Origin of the sequence: Actinomyces acetigenes, assembly GCF_031296635.1 — a bacterium.
Lineage (GTDB): Bacteria > Actinomycetota > Actinomycetes > Actinomycetales > Actinomycetaceae > Actinomyces > Actinomyces acetigenes.
Genome location: NZ_JASPFC010000010.1, coordinates 14,856 through 39,584, shown reverse-complemented (window position 1 = coordinate 39,584; position 24,729 = coordinate 14,856). Strand labels below are relative to the sequence as shown.

Below are 24,729 nucleotides of genomic sequence, written 5' to 3'. Positions count from 1 at the left end.
GCGTCCTTGTCAGGCCCACACGCCGTCCCGACGACGAGCCGACGAGCGTGTTTCACGTGAAACACCGCGGTTTGCTCCTGCCCGCTCCGGCTGCTGAGCACCGCTGTGTCCGTGGCAGACTTAGGTCCACGGACACATCAGTGGCGACCAAGGAAGGACCGCAGGTGAGTGAGAGCAGTAACCAGGTGAAGGGCAACCGACTTGACCCGTGGCTGGACAGCTATGCGGCACGAGCCCACGGTCTGCGTGCCTCGGAGACGCGGTCCCTGTTCGCCGTCGCCTCCCGCCCCGAGGTCGTCTCCCTGGCCGGTGGAATGCCCAACCTCAAGGACCTCCCGCTGGAGCGCCTGGCCGAGGCTACCGCGCGGATGATCCGCAAGGACGGCGGCCAGGCGCTGCAGTACGGAAACGGTCAGGGACTGCCGCGGCTGCGCGAGCAGATCACCGAGGTCATGGCCCTGGAGGACATCAGAGCCGACCCGGAGGACGTCATCGTCACCACCGGCTCTCAGCAGGCCGTCGACATCGTCACCGAGCTCTTCGTCGACCCCGGTGACGTCGTCCTGACCGAGGCGCCTACCTACGTCGGCTCGCTGTCGATCTTCGCGACATACCAGGCCGACGTGCAGCAGGTTCCCATTGATGCCGGGGGCGTCATCCCACAGGCCCTGGAGGAGACGATCGTCCGCCTCACGCGCGAGGGGCGCCGTATCAAGTTCTTCTACTGCCTCCCCAACTTCCACAACCCCGCCGGAGTGACCCTCACCGAGGAGCGCCGTCGGCAGGTCGTTGAAATCTGCCGACGCCACCACATCCTCATCGTGGAGGACAATCCCTACGGTCTTCTGGGCTTCGAGGGGCAGACCTACACCGCGCTCAAGACCCTCGCACCCGACGACGTCGTCTACCTGGGCTCCTTCTCCAAGATCTTCGCTCCGGGATACCGCGTGGGCTGGGCGGTAGCCCCGCCGGCCGTGCGGGAGAAGATGAAGCTGGCCTCCGAGGCGGCGATCCTGTGCCCGTCATCGGTGGGTCAGTTCTCGATCTCCATGTACCTGGAGCAGTTCGACTGGAAGCAGCAGATTGTGGACTTCCGGGCCATGTACCAGAAAAGGCGCAACGCCATGGTCTCGGCACTGGAGGAGTTCCTGCCCATGTGCCACTGGAACGTGCCCGACGGCGGCTTCTACGTGTGGGTCGGGCTCCCTGAGGGACTCGACGCCAAGGACATGCTGCCGCGCGCGGTCACGAGCCTGGTCGCCTACGTCTCCGGGACGGCCTTCTACGCCGGCGGCAGGGCGGGGCAGGACCACCTGCGACTGTCCTTCTGCTATCCCGAGCCCGCCGAGATCCGTGAAGGGGTGCGCAGGCTGTCCGGCGTCGTGACCCGTGATCTCGAGCTGCTGAGCCTGTTCGGACCCACCCACAGTCCCCATCCGTCCGAGGGCGTCCACGCGCCCGCACCCGACCAGATCTGAGGTTGACGATGAACCAGTCTCCACTCCGTATCGCTGTGCTCGCCGGCGGATTGAGCCATGAGCGCGACATCTCCCTGCGCTCAGGGCATCGTGTCGCCCAGGTGCTCAAGCACCTCGGGCACACCGTCCTCGTCCTGGACATCGACGCACGCACCATTGGATCGCTCAAGACCTTCGGGCCCGATGTCGTATGGCCCTTGGTTCACGGCGGCCCCGGGGAGGACGGGGGGCTTCAGAATGTCCTCATCTCGCTGGGACTGCCGTATGTCGGCACGCACTCGGACGGCTGCCAGAGGGCCTCCTTCAAACCGACAGCCAAGGCGAGCGTGCGCACCGGAGGAGTGATTACTCCTGACTCGTTAACGCTTCCACAGTCCTATTTCAGTCAGTTGGGGGCTCAGGAGGTTCTCACCGTCGTCGCAGGTCATCTGGGACTGCCGGTGGTGGTGAAGCCTCATCAGGGAGGCTCCGGGCTTGGCGTCTCCTACGCATCGACGGCGGACGAGCTGCGCTCCGCGATGGTGGCGTGCTTCGCCTACGACGAGCGCGCCCTCATCGAGCGTTACATCGCCGGGACGGAGCTGGCAGTCTCCGTCGTCGATACAGGAGAGGGGCCACGTGCGCTTCCCCCCGTTGAGGTCGTCACCGATGGGCGGTACGACTTTGATGCGCGATACAACCCGGGCCGCTCAGAGTACTTCGTTCCGGCTCGACTGGATGACGCGGTGATAGAGAAGGTGAAGACCACGGCTGTCACGGTTCACACCACTCTCGGGCTGGGCAATCTTTCGCGCACCGACCTCATTCTCGATGACGAAGGAACGCCGTGGTTCATCGACGTCAACGTCATTCCCGGAATGACGGAGACGTCCCTGCTGCCCATTGCCGCCAATGCGGAGGGCTCCTTGGAAGAGCTGTATGACGCGTTGGTGCGAAACCCGCTGGTTCATCCGTAACGTCGGCTCGGTTTCACGTGAAACGGTGGCTCCACTCATGTCGAGTGGAGCCACCGCTGTATTCGGTCGACGTTCCGCAGGGCCGTCGAACTGACATCACCATCAGCGCCTTCTTCTCAACAACGCTCCATCATGAGTAACCGGAGGGCGTGCGGTTTCACGTGAAACCGGATGCGGTGCGGGTCGTCATCGCCCTGGTGGGGCACGTGTGCTGCACGGTCGTCGAGGCAGGCCGCTTTTGGAACAGGGCAGGGGTTGGGGTCACTCGGACTTGCCTCGACACCCCACCAGAACGATCTGTGTTGGCACCGCGCCCGGAAGACGGAGCATCGAGACACACTGGATTCTCAGTGTTTCACGTGAAACCTACATCTGAGCTTTCCGTACCCCGTGCCAATGGAAGGGACTCTACGGTTCCTTCGTTCGGTGAGCGGCGTGCTTCGAACGCATGGCGCCGCCACCCTCGTTCATCTGCTTCGAGCTCGACGCATGGGAAACAATGATGCCCACCGCGTCACAGGTATGGACTCATTGGGCATATACGGGCGCCAGCCAATCGGGAGATGGAGCATACACACTCAATGCAGCACGTTCATGTTTCACGTGAAACCAGGCGTCGACCGCACCCACTGGCCGATTCAGCGTGTCTCAGCAACGTTCACTAGGCACGCACCCTTCTCCCATTCACCATCTCGTCGTGTCCAGTTGAGCGACCCGGGGGGTCCGCTAGCGCGGTGATGCATCTGGCATGCCCAGCATTCCGATGACGAGGTCCATGCGGTTGCTACGAGGACACAGGAAACGTCGGGCTCAGGAGAACCGGACACGAATCGGACCTCACTATCGACATGGGGCAATACCGATGGCAAGGTCGACGCACAGACAAGTACGAGATACACACTCGCCACTCACCAAAGACCGATGGCGCATCTCTTTGTTTCACGTGAAACCTGCCGCCGACTGCAGCCTCACTCGATTCCTACCCGTACGGACGTGGGCCTCATGACGGGAGAGGGGACCCGGTGCCAACCGGGAGAGTGCACCTATCCGTGTATGAACCGAGTCGGCGTGACACCCATCGGTTCTCATATGGGAGCGCTCCTCCCCGGAGCAGGGGTACTCCAAGCCAGCAAGTATCGTCGCCATAGATCGGCTTCGGATGGAACATGCTCATGCCCATTCCAGCCACGGTTCTGCCTCCGAGCGCTACGCTCTGTACCGACTCGGCGCGTTGCTATTGATCGATGACGATTGCCGTCCTCTGTCCCTCCTGCCCTGATAGCGGGCAGTCGAGCCAAAGATGATTCCCTTCCTGAGCAGTTGGGGAAGGGCTTCGAAGGGCCCGCCGCTTCCTGTACCTGCTCATGAAGCCCGGCGTATGGCTCAACAACGATGGCAACTAGCATCTGCGGTGTCCACTCCACCTCTCCCACGCGTACGGTCGATCGGCATGCCCGCGGCCCCCCCCTATTTCCCTCTGCGCCATTCACCGCAGGCGTCTCACACCGGAACGCTCCGGCTACCACCTACCCTGTTCATCTCGCGGTTTCACGTGAAACATACTCCGAGTCATCGCGTTGGTATGGCGACAGCACAGACGAGATCCCGCTGTCCCGTCCGCGCGGTCAACCTCAAGCGCCGCTGCGCAGGCGCCGTATTCCCAAACCGAATGTGGGAATCCAGCAACCTACTGCACGGCTCCGTGCCGAGTGACGACACTCAACGCATGAGATCAGGTGCACTACGGACTTCTGTTCTTCGCGTCAGAGCGTGCATGAGATCCCACATCGTATTCATCGCTCGACAGAGGACCGGTAGCTCCCCCAGGGAAGGGGCCAGAGCATCCCGTTCCCGCAAGCCACTATGAACCCCAGACGCATTGACGTGACTTCCACCGACCGAATCAGTACGAGAACGGTCCTTCGGCGACTCGCTGCTGGTTTCACGTGAAACCGGCCCACAGCCCCCAGGAAGTGCACACCATGCCTGCCCCTTCAGTCCGGCGGTGCACGTCGCGACTATCGGATTCGCTGTGCTTCCCCAATGCACGGCAACTCGATCAGCACATGCCAAAGCAGATGTATCTTCCACACTCTTCCATCTCAGCACAACGCCTTCCATCCATCGGACGCGACGTACTCGACGGCCAACCTTCAGTATCCACATAGCAGCGGCGTCCGGCTCGTCCTCACGTGCTACAGCACATGACGGGTCTACCTCCGGGAAGGAAAGTCCATCAGTCCATCAACGCCATCCGGCAACTTGAAGTCACGGACTCAGTGCTCAGTTCCGTCTGCAGAGACTTGTGGAGCACTCCCGGCGGAACCTTCGCCATTGGTTTCACGTGAAACCAGCCCCGGCCCCGAGAAACGGCTGCCATGCCGCCCACTCCAGTCAGGCGGCGCACGTTGACACAATCGGATTTGCCGAGCTTCTCTAACAGACGGCACGCGATCTGCCCCGCCCAAAGCAGATGTATCTGCCACGTTCTTCCGTGGCAGCAGTAGGTCGCATCCCGTCGGGCACGATGTATTCAACGGGAGACCGCTACCGGGCACTGGGAGGCGGCATCAAGTTGCTCCTCACGGGCTACGGCATACGCCCTACCTGACTCCGAGGAGGGAGAGGGCATCACATCTCATCAGCAGCATGGAATCAGGCTTCTGCGCTCGGTAACGTCTGCAGAGTCTCACAGAACATTGCCGTCAGACGCTTCACCGTTGGTTTCACGTGAAACCTGCTTACGAGCATGATGTTGGCATCACGGCAACGTCACCATCACCCTGCAGCCCTCGCTGTCAGGAAAGGTCGGCACGGTGCACCCCTTGTCTGTGCCCGTATGCCCGATACAACTGTGAGTACCCAGTAACCTCACGCATATCGCAGCACTGCGCCACCATACTGAACGCCGGTATTAACGGCGTGCTCTGGGCGCCAACCGATGCAGTACAGACAACATGAGCGACCCGAACACACCTCACTGCTAATGTGAGAACCGGTGCCTCCCCCGGGGAAGGAGCTGAGGCATTATCCGCCCGCTATTCATCGATACGTGCGCACGAGCGCCATGTCGACTAGAAGAGCCTCAACGAAAGCCACCCTCCATCGACGCTCTTCTGGTTTCACGTGAAACCAGCGTTCACGAGGATTCGGTATGAGTTCCCCTGTGTACTTTCCTCCGCTGTTCGTGGCCGACACACTGAGGTCAGCCTGGCCCTGCGGTCGTGCGTCCCACCGGGAAGCAGCATTCTCCGGCCGCCAATCTGCTTGGCCACGACAACGCAGTGATGCCCAGCAGAGCACCACCCCTACCCCACGGGGAGGGGAGGCAGCTCGACCCGCGGTTTCACGTGAAACCGCGGGAATCCCCAGTCTCCCCGCTACCGACGGAACCGACGTCCCGGAGCAATCAACGACGCATAGGCTCATGACAACGAGCTCAGCATTTCAGGACCCAACGCCCCCGCTCTTCAGGCGCTGCCGAGGTGTACGGAGACCGCATCTGGCTAGGGATGCAAACATCCCACGTCGGTTCTGAGCGGTCTGGCAACGACTCTGAAGAGCGTCTACTCGTACAGCCTCATCCGACCGACACCGTACAACCCCTTCCGGGACCGTTGGGGCTCTGTTCCTTCCATTACACGCTCCTCCGTTGCCGCCTCGGAAGCACGTCGACCAACATCAGCTACGCCTCACTACGGTCGCGCGACACAGCTTCCGCGGCGGCGCGACAACCACTTCCCGTGTTTCACGTGAAACCTCGGGAGTCCCAGCGCCTGTCTGTTTCTGATCTCCTCACTTCTGAGACTCTGCTCGGGTAGGAGCGTGGGATGGTTGTTCACTATCTCGAGGTGAGCCAACAAAAGCATCTGACGAAGCATCGGCGTTCATGGAGCCAACATCACCCCCACTTCCACGCCGCGAACCAAAGGCGGCCGGAGGTTTCACGTGAAACCGAAGGTCGCATTCCAACGATGCTCCCTTCTCACTTTGACGGCGGAACCGTGACGGTCAGCGCTGCGGACACCGAGCCGTGTACCTGATCGACCCTGCGGGGTCACGGAGGCGAGGCCAGGCGTTCTCAACCTGGGTCCGGCCGCTTTCCTCTGCTTGGCCTCTCCAGCGCCCGAGCACCGGCCCGAGGTAAAGGGTCCACGCCGTCACCGAACCGCCTCCCTGGGGCCAACCCGCTCCGCGAAGTGCGGGACGCACTGGTCAGGGCTCGTGCGTACTTCACGACAGTCCCAGGCAACGCCCCAACCAGCGTCTCAGATGTCACGGCACTCGAAGCACTCAGAAGTCATGACGCAGCACAACATTCCCTCCTCAGCGCTGCAGACCGTTCTCCGTCGTTCACATGCCTCAACAATGACGTACAACCCAGTGTCCACGTGTTTCACGTGAAACCTGGGCTGTCCCATTCAAGTACCACCCGCGACACCTTTCAGCTCACCACGCATCATGGGACAACCAAAGAGCGCGGCTGTGTTTCACGTGAAACACGGTGTGGACGCCCGTAGCACCCAGCCGAGTGCCCACCCCATTTCGGTAGAGACAAGGGTGGGGCCGAAACACTCAGTGTCTCGGCCCCACCGTGAATCGCACGATCAGAGCAGGTTACTCCTCATCAAGAGACGTCCCCGGCGCCAGCGCGTCAACCAGCCGAGCAAGGTCCTCATCGCCCGCGAACTCAATGGTGATACGCCCCTTCTTCGCTCCACGTGTCACCTTCACGCGAGTGTCAAAGGCATCGGAAAGCCGAGTGGAGAGTGCCGGGAGAGGGGTACTGCGAGCGCGCAAGACCTTCGGCTGATCTGATCCCGGCTCAGGTTCCTCATGAAGCGCCACGAGTTCCTCTGTGGCACGCACCGAAAGGCCCTCGGCCACCACGCGCTGAGCGAGTCGCTCCATCTCCGCCGCGTTGGGGAGACCCAGAAGCGCGCGGGCATGTCCTGCCGAAATGACGTTTGCAGCGAGCCGGCGCTGCACCAGCGGTGGGAGCTTCATGAGGCGCAACGTGTTGGAGATCTGGGAACGCGACCGGGCAATTCGCTCGGAGAGCTCCGCGTGGGTGCACTGGAAGTCCTCCAGCAGCTGCTGGTAGGCCGCGGCCTCTTCCAAGGGGTTGAGCTGGACGCGGTGCAGGTTTTCCAGCAGGGCGTCACGCAGCAGATCCACATCTTCGGTATCCCGGACGACCGCCGGAATGGTCTCCATTCCAGCTTCCTTGGAAGCGCGAAGACGACGCTCACCCATAATGAGCTCATACCGAAGCTCCTCTCCCGGAGCGGTCGGCACCTGGCGCACCACGATCGGCTGTAGCAGACCCACTTCTGCAATCGAGGCCGCCAGTTCGGCGATATCGTCCTCGTCGAAGACCTGCCGAGGCTGACGGGGATTCGGGTGGATCAGCTCCACCGGAATCTCAGCGAAACGGGCGCCCGGGACGGGAACGAGGTCAGCAGCGTCCGTATCCGCTGTCTTTTCCTCGGCGTCGGTCACGTCGGGCTCCTCAGTTCGAGCGTCAGATGACGCCGCCGATAGGTTCTCCTCAGTCTGCTTTTTCTCAGACCCGGAGTCGCCGTGATCAACAGCCACAGCCTGCTCCTCCTCTGTTTCACGTGAAACATCGGGGACCACCGGCGTTGATTCCGGCTGAGGGACCGACGTCGAAGCAGTCTCGTCCTGGACATCCTCCACCGGGGAGGCCTCACGCGAAGACTTCTCCACCGCAGCGGACACTGTCTTCGTCGCCTTCGCGGTCGCTCGCTTCGGTGCGGCCGACGGCGTCCGCTTCGTGGAAGCAGCAGTGGACGACTTCTTTGTGGACTTCTTCTCCGTCACCCGAGCAGCAGTCGCCGAATCAGGCGTGGTTTCACGTGAAACCGACTTCGTCTGCTTGCCCTGTGCAGCGGTCTTGGAGGCAGTCGTCGAACGAGTCGAGCGGCTCTTGGAGCCACGCTTCCGCTGAGACGGAGCCAGGAGAGTGGCGGTCAGATCGCGAGTACTGCGCGCCTCGGAAGCCGACTCAGGCTCCTCCGCGACATGCTTGGCATGGGAGGCCGCGTCATCATCACGTGACTCGTCCTTGCGCGAATCGGGGAAGAACACATCGGAAGGACGAGACGCAGCAGGTACTTTCTCTTTCTGCGCCTCCGGAATCAGCGCCTGCAGACCCCGTCCGAGTCCGCGCCGTTTCTGAGCCATCAGGCTTCCTCGCCTTCAATTCGGGGAGCGCCCCGCAGAGCGACCTCACGAGCCATTTTCTTGTACGCAATTGCGCCGGTGGACCGGGGATCCCAGAACACCACAGGAGCACCGAAGGAGGGGGCCTCGGCAACACGGATGGAACGCGGCACCTTGGTGTCCAGCGTCGCATCAGGGAAATAGGAACGAACTTCGGACTCCACCTCACGGGCAAGGGTGGTGCGTCCGTCAAACATGGTGAGCACAATCATGGAGACTCCCAGCCCCGGATTGTGAATGCGCGCGATCCGGTCAATGGAGCGCGTCAGCAGGGCGAGGCCTTCAAGAGCGTAGTACTCGGCCTGCATCGGAATGAGAACCTCGTCAGCAGCGACGAAGGCGTTGATCGTCATAATGCCGAGGCTCGGCGGGCAATCGATGATGACGTAGTCAAGGGGCTCCAGACCGTCGGTTTCACGTGAAACCAGGTAGTCCACCAGCGCACGCCGCAGACGTGACTCACGCTCAGCAGTGGAGATGAGCTCAATCTCAACCGCAGCCACGTCAATAGTCGCGGGTACGCACCACAGGGACTCGCAGAATCGCGTCTTAGCGACGACATCCTTGATCGGCATGGAGTCAACGAGGACGTCGTAGATCGAGGCACTGTCCTCATCATGCTCCACCCCCAGTGCAGTGGAGGCATTACCTTGAGAGTCTGCATCGATGAGCAGGACGTGTAACCCGCCTTCAGCTAAAGCCGCTGCAAGATTCACTGCCGTCGACGTCTTTCCGACGCCGCCTTTCTGATTGGCGACTGCGATGACACGAGTCCGCTCAGGATGTGGGAACTCTCCACCCGCTACCTCGTCTAACGCGAGGTGCTCGGCCTGGAGCTGATCGAAGATAGACGATCCGGACAAACCTGCTTCTCCTCGGACGGTGACCCAACAGCCCGAGCCAGTCGGGCAGTTACGAGTCTACGCGAGCAGGTCGATCCTTACGCGTTACACCGAACGCGCGCCGTATCTCAACGGTTCTTCGGGCGGCGAATCTCAACCACAGCCGTCGTTTCCTCGCCGGCAGTGACAACCTCATGAACAACAGCAACTGATAACTTTGCCTTTTTAATGACATACTTGGCGTCGTCGACCTCATCTTGTGCCCGCATGCCCTTGAGGGCCAGCAGGGCACCCCCCGGTCGGAGCAACGGCGCCGTCAACCGCACCAGCTTGGACAGGTTCGCCACCGCACGAGCCGTCACCACGTCATAGCGGTCCTTGACCTCCTCGGCCCGGGCCCGCCGGATGGTCACATTGTCCAGGTCCAGCTCCTCGACGACGTCGGAGAGCCACTGGGTGCGCCGCTCCATCGTCTCAATGAGCGTCACGTCGAGGTCGGGGCGCAGCAACGCGACGACGATGCCGGGAAAGCCGGCCCCGGAGCCCACGTCGGCCACGCTTCCCCGGGCCGGTAGGAAGGGGACCACGGCAGCCGAGTTGACGATGTGCCGGGTCCACAGGCGGGGAAGCTCACGCGGCCCCACGAGACCACGCAACTCACCCTCCTCAGCGAGCATCTGCGCGAAGTGCTCCGCTGCGGAGAAGGAGACCCCGAAGATCTCCCGCATCTCCGCCGTCGGCTCCTCCACCTGGGCCCGCTGCTCCTCACTCATGCTCAGGCCTGCTCCGAAACGGAGTCGTCAGCCGCGTCCTCGGCGCCCTCGTCCTCGTCAACACCCTCCTCATCGGCGGGCAGGACCACGACGTACCGGTGCGGCTCAGCGCCCTCGGACTCGGAGACCAGCCCGGCGGCGGCGACGACGTCGTGGCACACCTTGCGCTCGAAGGGGTTCATCGGCTCAAGACTGACGGCCTCTCCCGAGGTGAGGACCTTGGTGACCGCCTCCTGGGCGACCTTGGTCAGCTCGGTACGCCGATCGGCGCGGTAGCCGTTGATGTCGAGCATGAGCCGGGAGCGGTTGCCGGTACGTGCCTGGACCGCGAGGCGGGTCAGCTCCTGAACGGCCTCGAGAACCTCCCCGTCGCGTCCAACGAGGTCGGCGAGCTCGCGCTCGTCACCCTCCTCGGAGGCGACCACGGCAATGGAAGCGCGTCCGTGGTCAATGTCGATGTCGATGTCACCGCCCAGGTCGGCGATGTCGAGAAGCTCCTCGAGGTAGTCGGCGCCGATCTCACCCTCCTCCTCGAGACGCGAGACAGTGTTGCTCACGGGGTTGCTCACGGGGCTGCTCACGGCGTCCTCAGCCGTCTGGTGGGAACTGTGCTGCTCACTCATCATGTCATCCGTATCTGTCATGGGAACCGGGTTGTCTAGCCGCTGAACACGAGTCAGCGGTTGTGCTTCTTCTTGGCCTGGGCCTTGCGTCGGGCCGCCGCCTCGCGACGCTGACGGGCTCGGCGCTCATAACGACGTCGAGCGATCTCCTCATCGCTGAGGCCACCACTCTTGGACGATGTCGAGCCCTTGTCCTCATCGGCGTCCTTCAGCTGCTCGACATCGGAGTCCTGGGCGAAGGCCTCGCTGCGGGACTCGCCCTGACCGCCTGACTTCTTCTGCCGGTTCTTGCGCACCGGCTGTACCCGCTGGCCTCCGGTGCGCCCCTCAGCCTCGGCCTTGGCGATCGCCTCAGCTCGTTCCTCCTCCTCCAGGGAGGGCAGTCCCTTGCGGGCCCGCTTGGCATTGATGCGGGCGCGGTACTTCTTCTCGGCCTCGCTTCCGGGAGCGGGCATGTTGCGGATGGTGAAGAACTGCTGGCCCATGGTCCACAGGTTGGAGACGACCCAGTAGACGAGCACACCGATCTGGAAGTTGACGCCGGAGACGGCGAAGATCACCGGCATCACGTACAGCATCATCCGCTGGGAACGGATCATGGGGTTGTCGGAGTTGAGGGACTCCGTCGACATGTTCTTCATCGACAGCTGCGCCATGGTGTACCACTGCGTCACCGACATGATGATGATCATGGCGACCGTGACGATCTTGACCTGCGTGTCGGAGCTGCTCATGAAGGAGGAGGACAGGCTGGCTCCCAGGACGCTGGAGGCCTGAACCTGCTCGGCCAGCTGCTGCGTGAGCGGACCGATCGAGGGACGCCCATAGGTGCCACCGGCGACGGCCCCCAGGGAGGCCAGCACGCGGAACAGGGCGAAGAAGACGGGCATCTGCACCAGGATCGGCAGGCAGGAGGCCAAGGGGTTGGTCCCGTGCTTGCGATAGAGCGCCATCATCTCTTCGTTCATGCGCTGACGCGACTCGGGGTCCTTCTTGCCCTTGTACTTGGCCTGAAGGGCCTGCAGCTCGGGCTGGAGGAGCTGCATCCCGCGCGAGGCACGGATCTGCTTGACGAACAGCGGCATGATGAGCAGCCGCACCACGATCGTCAGACCAATGATGGACAGCACCCAGGCAATACCCGGCCCGTCGGGGAACCCGATGAGGACCAGGGCCTTGTGGATCGTGACCATGACCCAGGCCACGGCCACCTTGAGGGGCCACAGCAACGTGTCCATCCGTACTCCTTGTATGAGGGTTCTCGTGCGAGAGGTATCAGTGTGGGCTCAGGGGCTGAGCCGGCGTCGTGTCCACTGGTTCAGCGGGCTCGGTCAGGAGTCCTCGACCATGAACCTCGGAACGTCACGGGGATGGTGGTATCGCCACTGCCCCTTGTCCGGGACATGATCGACTCCACCAGGGGTCAACGGGTTGCATCGCAGCAGACGCCACAGGGCCAGCAGCATGCCCTTGATCGGACCGTGCACCTCCAGCGCAGTGACGGCGTAGGCCGAGCACGTGGGGTAGTAGCGACAGGAGGCCGGCAAGGCCGGAGAGATGAAACGCTGGTAGAAACGCACCGGAGCCACGAGGACTCTTGTCAGCCATCCGCTCATCGCTCACCCGCGACCTGCCGGCTCACCGCCGGCGCCCTTCGGCCCGATGCTCCCGGCACCGGCTCAGAAGCCGATCCAGGTCCCGTCCCAAGGTGCTGCTGTCGGCGCCGTCGGCACCTGCCAGTCCGCGCACAACCACGCGGGCCCCCGGTTCCAGGGAACCGAGCCGCTGCGCCATGAGGGCTCGCACCCGACGCTTGATGCGGTTGCGGCGAGTCGCCAACGGGACCTGCTTCTTGGGCACGACGACGCCGACGAGAGCCGGGGAGTCATCCCCTCTCCCGCCGGCGTGGTAGTGCACGACCAGCCTGCGGTTCCCGCAGCGCGTACCCCGACGAATCGCGGTAGTGAAGTCCTCACCCCGCGCTAATCGGTGCGCCGCGCCGAGCACCTCAGGCGGCGAGGCGAGCGCGACCCTTGCGGCGCCGCGAAGCGAGGACGGCGCGGCCTGCGCGGGTGGACATGCGCTTACGGAAGCCGTGCACCTTGGCACGACGACGGTTGTTCGGCTGGTAGGTCCGCTTGCTCACGGGCTTAACTCCTGCTTGAGGTGATCGGAACAGTGCATCGCGAGGTTCGCGGCACTGTCGCTCGTGCGGCTGCCCCATGGTTCGGGACCTGACTCCGCGCGAACGTCTGCAACAGCCTACGTTTGGCCCTCTTGCCGGTCAAACGAATGTGGCCGACTGTGACCACTGTGACCGGTGGCGTCATCCACATCCTCTCCACACTCCGTCCACAACCGGGGTTGTCCGTGTCCACGGCTGTGGGAAGCGCTGCGTCCACACCCTTGCGGATATGTGGATAACTCCTTGACCTGTGCGTACCTCCTCGAAAGCCCCGTCAATGACGACACATCTGTCATTCCGCGGGCTCGCAGCACATGATCGGAGCCATCCATACCTACTGTTTTCAGAGTTTATTCTGAACGTTGTCTGTGAGTCATCGCTCTGTGTGTCCCCAGGTGTGGACAAGGCTGTGGAGAACCAGCATGATGGGACGCCTGGTCAAGACCTTCCGGTTCGCCAGCTCCACACAACCCTGTCATCATCGACACAGGGCCCCGGCCGGCGTCGGTCGGGTTGCAAGTCACCGGGTTCATCAACCATGCCGATCAGGAGTCCGTCGTGCCCGACGCCGCCAATACCAAATGGCTCTCAGCCCTTGAGGTGCTCTCCAGCTCCGGAGAACTGGGCCAGGGCAAGATGTCCATGATCCGCATGACCCACCTCATCGACGTCGACGGCACACTTGTCCTCGTCGTCGGATCGGCCTTCGCCAAGGACATCGTCGAGCAGGCACGTGCCCCCATCAGCGCCGCCATCAACCAGGTCTGGGGCCGCCCCATGCCCATGGAGGTCACGGTCGACACCTCTTCGGAGGCCTCGCGCGCACCCATGCCCCCAGTGGCCCCCGAGCCCGTCAACCTGGCGACCGTCGCCCCCGCACCGGTATCCTCCCCGTCCCCCTCGGTCCTGCCCCAGCCGTCGGGGCCCTCCACCGTATCGGCTGTGTCGGACATGTCCGCTGCGCCCACCGTTCCAACGGTGCCCGCCTACGGTGAGCAGCTTGCCAAACCCTCGCCCTACTCGGCGAGCGCCCCCTCACCGATGCCTCACTCCCAGGCCTCCGCATCCTCGGCGCCATCAACGATGCCCGGTTCCCTCCCCGCCAGGTCGAGACTTCCCGGCACCTACAGCCCCGGGAGCACCAGCCCCCAGAACCCCACCGGGCTGCTGACCCCCACGGCGGCCCATGACGTCTCCCAGCTCAATCCGAGATACACCTTCGACACCTACGTCACCGGGTCCTCCAACCGCTTCGCCCACGCCACCGCGCTGGCCGTGGCCGAGGCCCCGGCCCGCGCCTACAACCCCCTGTTCATCTACGGCGGCTCCGGCCTGGGCAAGACGCACCTCCTGCACGCGATCGGCCACTACGCCCAGACCCTCAACCCGGGAATCCGCGTCAAGTACGTCAACTCCGAGGTCTTCGTCTCCGACTTCATCGCCTGCGTGCGCGACGGCAACCAGGACGACGGCCGCATGGAGGGCTTCAAGCGCCGCTACCGCGAGGTCGACATCCTCCTGGTCGATGACATCCAGTTTCTCCAGGGCAAGGAGTCGACCCTCGAGGAGTTCTTCCACACCTTCAACTCCCTGCACTCCTCCGGCAAGCAGGTAGTCCTCACCTCCGACCAGCCCCCCAAGGCCCTCGGTGGGCTCGACGAGCGCCTGCGCTCCCGCTTCGAGTGGGGCCTGCTGGCCGACGTCCAGCCCCCGGACCTGGAGACCCGCATCGCGATCCTCTCCCGCAAGGGCACCGCCGAGGGCCTCGACCTGCCCTTCGACGTCCTGGAGTACATCGCCTCACGCATCACCACCAACATCCGCGAGCTCGAGGGCGCACTCATCCGGGTGACTGCCTTCGCCTCCCTCAACAAGCAGCCCGTCGACCAGACCCTGGCCGAGATGGTCCTCAAGGACATCATCTCCGACCCCGAGGGCCAGGAGATCACGACCTCCCTCATCATGGCGCAGACCGCCGACTACTTCGGCATCACCATCGACGACCTGTGCTCGGCCAACCGCTCACGCACCATGGTCTCGGCCCGTCACATCGCCATGTACCTGTGCCGTGAGCTCACCGACCTCTCCCTGCCCAAGATCGGGCGGGAGTTCGGCGGACGCGACCACACCACCGTCATGAGCGCCGACAAGAAGATCCGCACCCTCATGGCCGAGCGGCGCTCCACCTTCAACCAGGTCACCGAGCTGACCAGCCGCATCAAGCAGGCCGCCCAGTCTCCCGCCTGACCCGACGACGCACCAGGGCCCGGAAGTCATGTTTCAACGCCGCCCCGACCTACTACCACCCCCGGGCGCTCTACTCCACGAGGGTCGGGATCCACTGGCCAAGGGTTGTGCGTACTGCACGAAGGCCCCACCTACCCCCAGTACCCCCAACCCTCCTCCAGTAGCACCCCACCCTCGTGCAGTACATCCAGACGACGACGGACACATCCCGGACGACCGTGACCGGCCCGCTGTGGATGGTGCTGAGGACGGCACGTGGAGGAGCGAGCGTGTCGCTGTGGAGGTAGCGCACCCCCACTGTGGAATGACATGAATGTCATTTACTCTCTCCACCGGGACCCTCGCCTGCTCACCAGAACCACCCACGTGTCATTCCCCAGCGCCACCGGCGTCATGACAGCGAAAAATCCGGTTATCCCCAACATCCACACGTGCTACTACACCTACAAACCCAAATGACATGAATCGCGAAGCACGATCGGCCAACGAGGCCGAACCCGGACCGGCGGGCGCTTGTCATTCAGAGAGGCGTATGGGAGGAACATGGGTGATCACTGGTGACAGGGTGACTCCTGCGGACTACCGTCTACACTCTCGACCCAGGACTGCGTACCCAGCGACGCCGTTCCGATGACGACTGTCCGCCGGCGACCTGCCGGCACCACGTTTTTTCTCGGCTCAGTAGTGCCACGACGCCTACCGGCCGACCGACCACGATTGACGGAGGCACCTACCGTGAAGCTCAGGGTTGACCGAGACATCCTCGCTGAAGCCGTCACCTGGACTGCGCGATCCGTGCCCGCCCGTCCGCCGGTACCTGTGCTCGCCGGAGTTAGGCTGGAGGCCACGGGCTCCAGCCTGGTCCTGGCCTCTTTCGACTACGAGGTCTCGGCCCACTGCGAGGTGGCCGCCGACGTCGAGGAGGACGGCGTCGTCCTGGTCTCCGGACGACTCCTGGCCGATATCGCCAAGGCACTGCCGAACAAGCCTGTTGACCTGGAGGTCGAGGGCAACAAGGTCGCCGTCTCCTGCGGATCGGCCCGTTTCTCCCTGGCGGCCATGGCCGCTGACGACTACCCGGCGCTGCCGGTCATGCCCGCCGTCGCCGGAACGATCGACGCCCACGACCTGGCCCGCGCCGTCGGCCAGGTCTCCATCGCCGCCTCCCGCGACGACACCCTGCCCCTGCTCACCAGCGTCCAGATTGAGGTCGAGGGCAGCTCGCTGGTCCTCATGGCCACCGACCGCTACCGCCTGGCCATGCGGGAGCTGACCTGGTCGCCGTCCAACACCGAGCTGTCCACCACGGCCCTGCTCAAGGCCCGAACCCTCTCCGACGTCGCCAAGTCCCTGACCTCTTCCGGAGACGTGACCGTGGCCCTCAGTAGCGAGTCGGCGGCCTCCAGCCTCATTGGCTTCGAGGCCGGCGGCAGGCGCACCACCTCCCTGCTCACCGACGGCGACTACCCGCCGGTGCGCCGCCTCTTCCCGGAGTTCACCTCGATCCACGCCACCGTGGGCACCGACGAGCTCATGGCCGCGGTGCGCCGCGTCAGCCTCGTCGCCGACCGCTCCACCCCCATCCACATGTCCTTCACCCAGGGCAACCTGGAGCTTGACGCCGGACAGGGCGACGACGCCCAGGCCACCGAGCAGCTCGTCGCCCACCTCGAGGGCGACGACATCTCCACCGCCTTCAACCCCGGCTACCTCCTGGACGGCCTGGGTGCCCTCAACCAGCCCTACGTCCGCCTCGACTTCACCCACGCCTCGAAGCCCGCGGTGCTCACCGGCATGGACTCCATCGGGGGCACCGAGGACTCCTCCTTCCGCTACCTGCTCATGCCGATCCGCTTCGGAGCCTGAGACCCGACGGTGCATGTACGTCTCTGACCTCTCCCTGGACGACTTCCGCTCCTACCGCAGCCTGGTGCTGTCCCTGGAGCCCGGCCCCAGCGCCTTCGTCGGCTCCAACGGGCAGGGCAAGACCAACCTCGTCGAGGCCATCGTCTACCTGGCGACCCTCTCCTCCCACCGGATCGGCGCGGACACCGCCCTCGTGCGACGGGCGGCGCCGGGGCAGGCCCAGCCGGCCGGCGCCGTCGTGCGCGCCCGGGCCGTCCACGGGGAAAGACCCAGCGTCCTGGAGATCGAGATCATCGCGGGCAAGGCGAACCGGGCCCGCCTCAACCGGGGCGGCTGCCGACCCCGCGACCTGCTCGGGGTGCTGCGTACGGTCGTCTTCGCCCCCGAGGACCTCTCCCTGGTGCGCGCTGAACCCGGGGTCCGCCGGGGCTTCCTCGACGACCTGACGGTCACGCTGCGCCCGGGCCTGGCCGGGGTGCGCGCCGAGCACGACAAGATCCTCGCCCAGCGCGCCAGCCTCCTGAAGTCGGCGCGCGCGGCCCGTTCCTCGACCGCCTCGATGCTCTCCACCCTGGAGGTCTGGGACGCCCAGCTCGCCTCGGCGGCCGCCCGGCTCATCGCCGCCCGGGTCGACGTCGTGAGGCGCCTGCGACCCTGGGTGGCCTCCGCCTACGAGACCGTCTCGGGGACCTCCGGGCAGCGCTCCCGCGCCCAGCTCGCCTACCGCTCGAGCCTGCTGACCCACGAGGAACACCCGGAGCCCGACCCCCACGACGAGTCGGCCTGGCTCGCCGGGGAGGAGACGCTCCTTGACGAGACCACCGTGGCCACGCGCCTGGAGAACGCCATGGGTGAGCTCCACGCCCGGGAGATCGACCGCGGTGCGAATCTCGTCGGCGCGCACCGTGACGATCTCTCCCTGTTCCTGGCCGGTCTGCCCGCCCGCGGATTCGCCTCCCACGGCGAGCAGTGGTCCCTGGCCCTGGCGCTGCGCCTGGCCTCCTACGACATGCTGCGCACGGACATCGACGCCTACGGCGGGGACGGCGAGCCGGTCCTCATCCTCGACGACGTCTTCGCCTCCCTCGACGAGCAGCGCCGCCGCGCCCTGGCCCAGATGGTCGCCGGAGCCCAGCAGGTCCTGCTGACCGCCGCCGTCGACGACGACGTCCCCGCCGAGCTCGCCGGCGCCCGGTACCGCGTGGCCGACGGTGAGGTCACCCGTGGTTGAGCCCTCCGCACCCGCCGGTGACGGCCCGCTGCCCGATGTCCTGGCCCAGCGGGCCCTGACCCGTCAGCGCGCCCAGGCCTGGGAGAAGGGCGACAGTCGCGTCCCGGTCCGCAGGCTGCGTGAGCCGGCCGGCGGTTCCGGGAGCGAGGGCGCGCAGCAGGCGGCGCCCTGGGACCAGCGCCGCGAGCTGGCCCATGCGCTGGGCCAGAACCCGGATGACCCGGACGACCGGGGCCCCGGGCTGGCGCGGGGGCGCGACCGGCCCGGCCCCACCCCCTTCGACCCCCGCACTGGGCAGCGCGAGCTGCGCCGTATGGTGGCCGACAACGGCTGGGCCGGAAAGCTCGCGGTGGCCGGCGTCGTCGCCCGGTGGCGGGCCATCGTGGGCGAGCAGGTCGCCGAGCACTGCACCATCGAGTCCTTCGACGCCGGGCGCATCACCCTGCGCGCCTCGTCGTCGAGCTGGGCCCAGCAGCTCCGACTCCTCCAACCCACCATCGAGGCCAGGATCGTTGAGGCCCTGCGCTCGGGTCCCGGCGGCCGCCAGGCCGGAGGGATCAGCACCGGCGACGGGGTGGAGCTGCGGATCCTGGGGCCTGCCGGCCCGACCTGGAAGCGCCGCGGAGTCGGCCTACGCGGCGCCCGCGGTCCGCGCGATACCTACGGATAGCGGCAGCGCGGGTATCATTGGCAACGCACCAGTCGGAGCCGTCGTCGTCGGAAAGACACGGAGCGGGCGCCTGACGTCGGGCGGCGCGGTGACCCACGCGAGACAGAGGTGACCACGGGCACGCTCCCAGCTGCTCACGGCGCAGCGGTTCACGGGCCCGTCTACGCTAGAATGCGGTGAAACCGCCCAAGGTGCGCCCAGGACCGTCCTGATGTACCCACCTACGTGTGCGCACGATTCTCCTCAGGATCGTCGTGTGAAGGGACCGGACGGAGACATCGGACCACTGAGGTCCCGATGCGCACAGATTGAGGAGCAACTGACACGTGTCTGACCAGGACGCCACTGTGAATCACGATTACGGAGCCTCGGACATCACCGTCCTCGAAGGGCTCGAAGCGGTCCGGAAGCGCCCCGGCATGTACATCGGTTCCACCGGTGAGCGGGGCCTGCACCACCTCGTCTACGAGGTCGTCGACAACTCCGTCGACGAGGCCCTGGCCGGCTACTGCGACCACATCGAGGTCACCATCCTGGCCGACGGCGGCGTGCGCGTCAGCGACAACGGCCGCGGTATCCCGGTCGACGAGCACCCCACCGAGCACAAGCCCACCGTCGAGGTCGTCATGACGATCCTGCACGCCGGCGGCAAGTTCGGAGGCAGCGGCTACGCCGTCTCCGGCGGTTTGCACGGCGTGGGCATCTCCGTGGTCAACGCCTTGTCCACCCGGGTGGACACCGAGGTCCGCCGGCAGGGTTTCGTGTGGCGCATGTCCTTCGCCGACGGCGGCCGCCCCATCACCGAGCTCGTCAAGGGTGAGGCCACCGAGTCCACCGGCACTACCCAGACCTTCTACCCGGACCCGACCATCTTTGAGACGGTCGACTTCGACTACGAGACGCTGCGCCGTCGCTTCCAGCAGATGGCCTTCCTCAACAAGGGCCTGCGCATCACCCTGACCGACGAGCGCCTCGGCGTCCAGGACGCCGGCGACGAGATCGCCGGGGACGACTCCGCCCCCGACGCCCCCGAGGTCGGCTTCCGCACCGACTCCTACTGCTACGAGCACGGCCTGCGCGACTACGTCGCCTTCCTCAACAAGTCCAAGAAGGCCGAGCTCGTCCACCCCGAGATCATCGACTTCGAGGCCGAGCAGTCCCTGGGCGAGACCCACTCCATCAGCCTGGAGATCGCCATGCAGTGGACCAGCGCCTACTCCGAGTCGGTCCACACCTACGCCAACACGATCAACACCACCGAGGGCGGCACCCACGAGGAGGGCTTCCGCACGGCGCTGACCACCCTGGTCAACAAGTACGCCCGGGACAAGGGCCTGCTCAAGGAGCGCGACGACAACCTCACCGGTGACGACATCCGTGAGGGTCTGACGGCCGTCATCTCCGTCAAGCTCTCCGAGCCGCAGTTCGAGGGCCAGACCAAGACCAAGCTCGGCAACACCGAGGCGCGCACCTTCGTCCAGCAGACGGTCTACGCCCAGCTCGGCGACTGGCTGGACTCCCACCCCGGCGACGCCCGCGCCATCATCACCAAGGCCTCCCAGGCCGCCGCCGCGCGCCTGGCCGCCCGCAAGGCCCGCGAGGCCACCCGCCGCAAGGGCGTCCTGGAGTCGGCCTCCATGCCGGGCAAGCTGCGCGACTGCTCCTCGAAGAACGCCGCGGACTCCGAGATCTTCATCGTCGAGGGCGACTCGGCCGGTGGCTCCGCCGTCGGCGGCCGCGACCCCGAGCACCAGGCGATCATGCCGATCCGCGGCAAGATCCTCAACGTGGAGAAGGCGCGCCTGGACCGGGCTCTGTCCTCCGACACGATCCGCAGCCTCATCACCGCCTTCGGCACCGGTATCGGTGAGGACTTCGACATCGCCAAGCTGCGCTACGGCAAGATCGTCATCATGGCCGACGCCGACGTCGACGGCCAGCACATCGCCACCCTTCTGCTGACCCTCCTGTTCCGCTACATGCGTCCGCTCATCGAGCACGGCCACACCTACATCGCTATGCCGCCGCTCTACCGGCTCAAGTGGTCTAACGCCGAGCACGAGTTCGCCTACTCCGACGCCGAGCGCGACAAGCTCCTGGCCGCCGGACAGGAGCAGGGCCGCCGCCTGCCCAAGGACGGCGGGATCCAGCGCTACAAGGGTCTGGGTGAGATGAACGACCACGAGCTGTGGGAGACGACCATGGACCCCACGACCCGGATCCTCAAGCAGGTCACGCTCGATGAGGCGGCCGACGCCGACGAGACCTTCGCGATCCTCATGGGTGACGACGTCGAGCAGCGGCGCTCTTTCATCCAGCGCAATGCCTCTGACGTCCGCTTCCTGGACATCTGAGCGGCACCGAGCCACACGTGAACCGCCGGCCCGCTGCCGGCGACCTCCTCTGAACACGAAGGAATCCTGTGAGCGACGAAGTTGAAGAGATCATCGGCGACGAGGGAGCGACGAACGTAGCCGCCCCCGAGCGCATCCAGCCGGTCGACCTCCAGATGGAGATGCAGCGCTCCTACCTCGACTACGCGATGAGCGTCATCGTGGGCCGGGCCCTGCCCGACGTGCGCGACGGGCTCAAGCCGGTCCACCGCCGCGTCCTGTACGCCATGTACGACGGCGGCTACCGCCCCACCGCCTCCTTCTCCAAATCCTCCCGCGTCGTCGGCGACGTCATGGGGACCTACCACCCCCACGGCGACAGCGCCATCTACGACGCCCTGGCCCGCCTGGTCCAGTGGTGGTCGCTGCGCTACCCGCTGGTGGCCGGCCAGGGGAACTTCGGCACCCCCGGCAACCTGGGGCCCGCCGCCCCCCGGTACACCGAGTGCAAGATGGCGCCCCTGGCCATGGAGATGCTCCGGGACATCGACGAGGACAGCGTCGACTTCCAGGACAACTACGACGGACGCAACCAGGAGCCGGTCATCCTGCCGGCCCGGTTCCCCAACCTCCTGGTCAACGGCTCCGAGGGCATCGCCGTCGGCATGGCCACCCGCATCCCGCCGCACAACCTGCGCGAGGTCGCCCGCGGCGCCCAGTGGTACCTCGAGCACCCCGACGCCTCGCGCGAGGAGCTGCTCGACGCCCTCATCGAGCGGATCCCCGGACCCGACTTCCCCACCGGCGCCACCATCCTGGGCCGGCGGGGCATCGAGGACGCCTACCGCACCGGCCGCGGCTCCATCACCCAGCGGGCCGTGGTCAACGTCGAGGAGATCCACGGCCGCCAGTGCCTCGTGGTCACCGAGCTGCCCTACCAGGTCAACCCCGACAACCTGGCTGACAAGATCGCCCAGCTCGTGCGCGACGGCCAGGTCACCGGCATCGCCGATATCCGTGACGAGACCTCCGGGCGCACCGGTCAGCGACTGGTCATCGTCCTCAAGCGCGACGCCGTGGCCAAGGTGGTCCTCAACAACCTCTACAAGCGCACCCAGCTGCAGGACAACTTCCCGGCCAACATGCTCGCCCTGGTCGACGGGGTGCCACGCACCCTGAGCCTGGACGGGTTCGTGCGCCACTGGGTGAGTCACCAGATCGACGTCATCGTGCGCCGCTCCCGCTTCCGCCTACGCAAGGCCGAGGAGCGCCTCCACATTCTCGAGGGCCTGCTCAAGGCGATCGATGCCCTCGACGCCGTCATCGCCCTCATCCGGCGCTCGCCCACCACCGAGGAGGCCCGCACCGGCCTCATGGGTCTGCTGGACGTCGACGAGGCCCAGGCCGAGGCCATCCTCTCCCTCCAACTGCGCCGTCTGGCCGCCCTGGAGCGCCTCAAGATCCAGCAGGAGTCCGAGGAGCTGCGCGCCCGCGTCAAGGATCTGCGCGAGATCATCGCCTCCCCGGAGCGCCAGCGGGGCATCGTCTCCGACGAGCTGGCCGAGATCGTCGAGAAGTACGGCGACGAGCGCCGCACCCGGATCGTGCCCTTCGACGGCGAGATGAGCATGGAGGACCTCATCCCCGAGGAGGACGTGGTCGTCACCATCACCCGATCCGGTTACGCCAAGCGCACCCGCACCGACTCCTACCGCTCCCAGCACCGCGGCGGCAAAGGCATCCGCGGGGCCACGCTGCGCGAGGACGACGTCGTCGACCACTTCTTCGTCACCACGACGCACCGCTGGCTGTTGTTCTTCACCAACTACGGCCGCGTCTACCGCGCCAAGGGCTACGAGCTGCCCGAGGGCGGGCGCGACTCCAAGGGCCAGCACGTGGCCAACCTCCTGGCCTTCCAGCCCGGCGAGGAGATCGCCCAGATCATGGAGCTCCAGGACTACGACCAGGCCGACTACCTGGTCCTGGCCACCCGCCGCGGCCTGGTGAAGAAGACCCGCCTGAGCGAGTACAACTCCAACCGCTCCGGCGGCGTCATCGCCATCAACCTGCGCCAGGACGAGGAGGGCAACTACGACGAGCTCGTCTCCGCCCGCCTCCTGAGCACCGGGCAGGACCTCCTGCTGGTCTCCCGCGCCGGCCAGTCGCTGCGCTTCCACGCCGATGACGACACCCTGCGTCCCACGGGCCGGGCCACCAGCGGGGTGACCGGCATGCGCTTCCGCCCCGGCGACTACCTGCTGGCCATGGACGTCGTCGACCCCACCTGGCAGGACGCCGACCTGTTCGTCGTCACCGAGGGCGGCTACGCCAAGCGCACCAACGTCGTCGACTATCCCGTCAAGGGCCGCGGCGGACTGGGCGTCAAGGTCGCCAACCTCGTCGAGGCCCGAGGCAACCTCGTGGGCGCCCTGGTGACCGACTCCGGCGACGAGGTCCTGTGCATCATGGCCTCGGGCAAGGTGGTCCGCTCCGCCGTCGTCGAGGTCTCGCGCACCGGCCGGACCACGCAGGGCGTGACTTTCGCCAAGCCCGACGCCGGAGACCGCATCATCGCGGTGGCCCGCAACACCGAACGGGACATGGAGGAGGCGGTCGATGCCGCCGATAGCGCCGATAGCGCCCCGAGTGCTGAGTCGGCGGACTCCACCGATCTGGCCCAGGCCCATGCGGCCCCGGAAGGTGACACTGGCGACTCTCCTGCGGACTCAGCAGCGGACACGGTAGCGTTGGAAAACAACGAGAGTGAGGTCGAAGCATGAGCCAGCCGGTTTCCATGTCCCCTGACGGTGGGCAGTCCGCAGGCGCCGCATCCATTGTGGGTGGCGCGGATGCCTCCGGCAGTGCGTCGGGCGGCAAGAGTAAGAAGAGCAAGAAGACCATCGCCGGGCCGCGCCGCGTGCGTCTGGCCCTGACCCGGGTCGACCCCTGGTCAGTGATGAAGGCGAGCTTCCTGCTCAGCTTCGCGGCGGGCATCATGCTCATCGTCGCCACGGCGGTCGTGTGGTTCATGCTCGACGCCATGCATGTCTTCTCCACCATCGAGGATCTCGTCAAGACGGTCGCCGGTGAGCGCTCCAACACCTTCTCCGCGATCGTGGCCTACCTCGAGCTGCCGCGGGCCCTGGCCGTCTCCACGATTGTCGCCGTGGTGAATATCGTGCTGGTGACCGCGCTGACCACGCTGGGCGCCTTTCTCTACAACATCACCGCCACCCTCGTTGGTGGGATCCATCTCACGCTTGCGGACGAGTGATCGGA

17 protein-coding genes are annotated in these 24,729 nt (G+C 65.5%); 9 read left to right on the top strand and 8 right to left on the bottom strand.

Annotated features, from left to right (window positions below; translation table 11 throughout):
- The first annotated feature begins 164 nt into the window (after positions 1-164).
- Together RIV14_RS05675 and RIV14_RS05670 are read left to right on the top strand one after the other, a co-directional pair.
- Positions 165-1,478 carry an aminotransferase-like domain-containing protein gene (locus RIV14_RS05675; protein WP_075373038.1) on the top strand — a complete coding sequence of 438 codons (1,314 nt, stop codon included), beginning with the start codon at positions 165-167 and terminating at the stop codon, positions 1,476-1,478.
- Positions 1,479-1,486: 8 nt separating this feature from the next.
- Complete coding sequence (locus tag RIV14_RS05670; protein ID WP_075373037.1) at positions 1,487-2,434, top strand: D-alanine--D-alanine ligase family protein; 948 nt, start codon at positions 1,487-1,489, stop codon at positions 2,432-2,434.
- Positions 2,435-7,051: 4,617 nt separating this feature from the next.
- Here the strand turns inward: RIV14_RS05670 and RIV14_RS05665 are convergent.
- The 8 genes from RIV14_RS05665 to rpmH all read right to left on the bottom strand — a co-directional run bounded on the left by RIV14_RS05665 (position 7,052) and on the right by rpmH (position 13,064).
- Positions 7,052-8,641 carry a ParB/RepB/Spo0J family partition protein gene (locus tag RIV14_RS05665; protein ID WP_075373036.1) on the bottom strand — a complete coding sequence of 530 codons (1,590 nt, stop codon included), beginning with the start codon at positions 8,639-8,641 and terminating at the stop codon, positions 7,052-7,054.
- Entirely contained in the window at positions 8,641-9,543 is a 903-nt protein-coding gene (locus RIV14_RS05660) for a ParA family protein (RefSeq protein ID WP_070658893.1), read from the bottom strand. Before RIV14_RS05660 ends, RIV14_RS05665 begins: the two co-directional genes overlap by 1 nt.
- Positions 9,544-9,650: 107 nt before the next feature.
- On the bottom strand, positions 9,651-10,295 hold the full coding sequence (gene rsmG / locus RIV14_RS05655) for a 16S rRNA (guanine(527)-N(7))-methyltransferase RsmG (RefSeq protein ID WP_070658894.1): 645 nt from the start codon (positions 10,293-10,295) through the stop codon (positions 9,651-9,653).
- Between the two features lie 2 nt (positions 10,296-10,297).
- Complete coding sequence (locus RIV14_RS05650) at positions 10,298-10,921, bottom strand: Jag family protein (protein WP_143224233.1); 624 nt, start codon at positions 10,919-10,921, stop codon at positions 10,298-10,300.
- A 50-nt stretch (positions 10,922-10,971) separates the two neighbouring features.
- Positions 10,972-12,156: a membrane protein insertase YidC gene (gene yidC, locus RIV14_RS05645; RefSeq protein ID WP_075373035.1), complete on the bottom strand. Its 1,185-nt coding sequence runs from the start codon at positions 12,154-12,156 to the stop codon at positions 10,972-10,974.
- A 93-nt stretch (positions 12,157-12,249) separates the two neighbouring features.
- Entirely contained in the window at positions 12,250-12,534 is a 285-nt protein-coding gene (yidD, locus tag RIV14_RS05640; protein WP_075373034.1) for a membrane protein insertion efficiency factor YidD, read from the bottom strand.
- Between the two features lie 22 nt (positions 12,535-12,556).
- Positions 12,557-12,925: a ribonuclease P protein component gene (rnpA, locus tag RIV14_RS05635; protein WP_075371194.1), complete on the bottom strand. Its 369-nt coding sequence runs from the start codon at positions 12,923-12,925 to the stop codon at positions 12,557-12,559.
- 1 nt (position 12,926) lies between these two features.
- Positions 12,927-13,064 carry a 50S ribosomal protein L34 gene (gene rpmH / locus RIV14_RS05630; protein ID WP_026426261.1) on the bottom strand — a complete coding sequence of 46 codons (138 nt, stop codon included), beginning with the start codon at positions 13,062-13,064 and terminating at the stop codon, positions 12,927-12,929.
- A gap of 597 nt (positions 13,065-13,661) precedes the next feature.
- Between rpmH and dnaA the strand changes: the two genes are divergently transcribed.
- The 7 genes from dnaA (at position 13,662) to RIV14_RS05595 (ending at position 24,724) form a co-directional block, all read left to right on the top strand.
- Positions 13,662-15,350 (top strand): chromosomal replication initiator protein DnaA, encoded by a 1,689-nt coding sequence (dnaA, locus tag RIV14_RS05625; protein WP_075373033.1) that lies wholly within the window; start codon positions 13,662-13,664, stop codon positions 15,348-15,350.
- 735 nt (positions 15,351-16,085) lie between these two features.
- Positions 16,086-17,216 carry a DNA polymerase III subunit beta gene (gene dnaN, locus RIV14_RS05620; protein WP_075373032.1) on the top strand — a complete coding sequence of 377 codons (1,131 nt, stop codon included), beginning with the start codon at positions 16,086-16,088 and terminating at the stop codon, positions 17,214-17,216.
- A gap of 13 nt (positions 17,217-17,229) precedes the next feature.
- Entirely contained in the window at positions 17,230-18,447 is a 1,218-nt protein-coding gene (gene recF / locus RIV14_RS05615; protein WP_075373031.1) for a DNA replication/repair protein RecF, read from the top strand.
- A complete protein-coding gene (locus RIV14_RS05610; RefSeq protein ID WP_178387898.1) occupies positions 18,440-19,117 on the top strand; it encodes a DciA family protein in 678 nt (225 codons plus the stop codon). The genes recF and RIV14_RS05610 overlap by 8 nt, the downstream gene beginning before the upstream one ends.
- A 326-nt stretch (positions 19,118-19,443) precedes the next feature.
- Positions 19,444-21,471 carry a DNA topoisomerase (ATP-hydrolyzing) subunit B gene (gene gyrB / locus RIV14_RS05605; RefSeq protein WP_075373030.1) on the top strand — a complete coding sequence of 676 codons (2,028 nt, stop codon included), beginning with the start codon at positions 19,444-19,446 and terminating at the stop codon, positions 21,469-21,471.
- A 68-nt stretch (positions 21,472-21,539) separates the two neighbouring features.
- Entirely contained in the window at positions 21,540-24,230 is a 2,691-nt protein-coding gene (gyrA, locus tag RIV14_RS05600) for a DNA gyrase subunit A (RefSeq protein ID WP_075373029.1), read from the top strand.
- A complete protein-coding gene (locus RIV14_RS05595; RefSeq protein ID WP_075373028.1) occupies positions 24,227-24,724 on the top strand; it encodes a DUF3566 domain-containing protein in 498 nt (165 codons plus the stop codon). The genes gyrA and RIV14_RS05595 overlap by 4 nt, the downstream gene beginning before the upstream one ends.
- Positions 24,725-24,729: the final 5 nt, after the last annotated feature.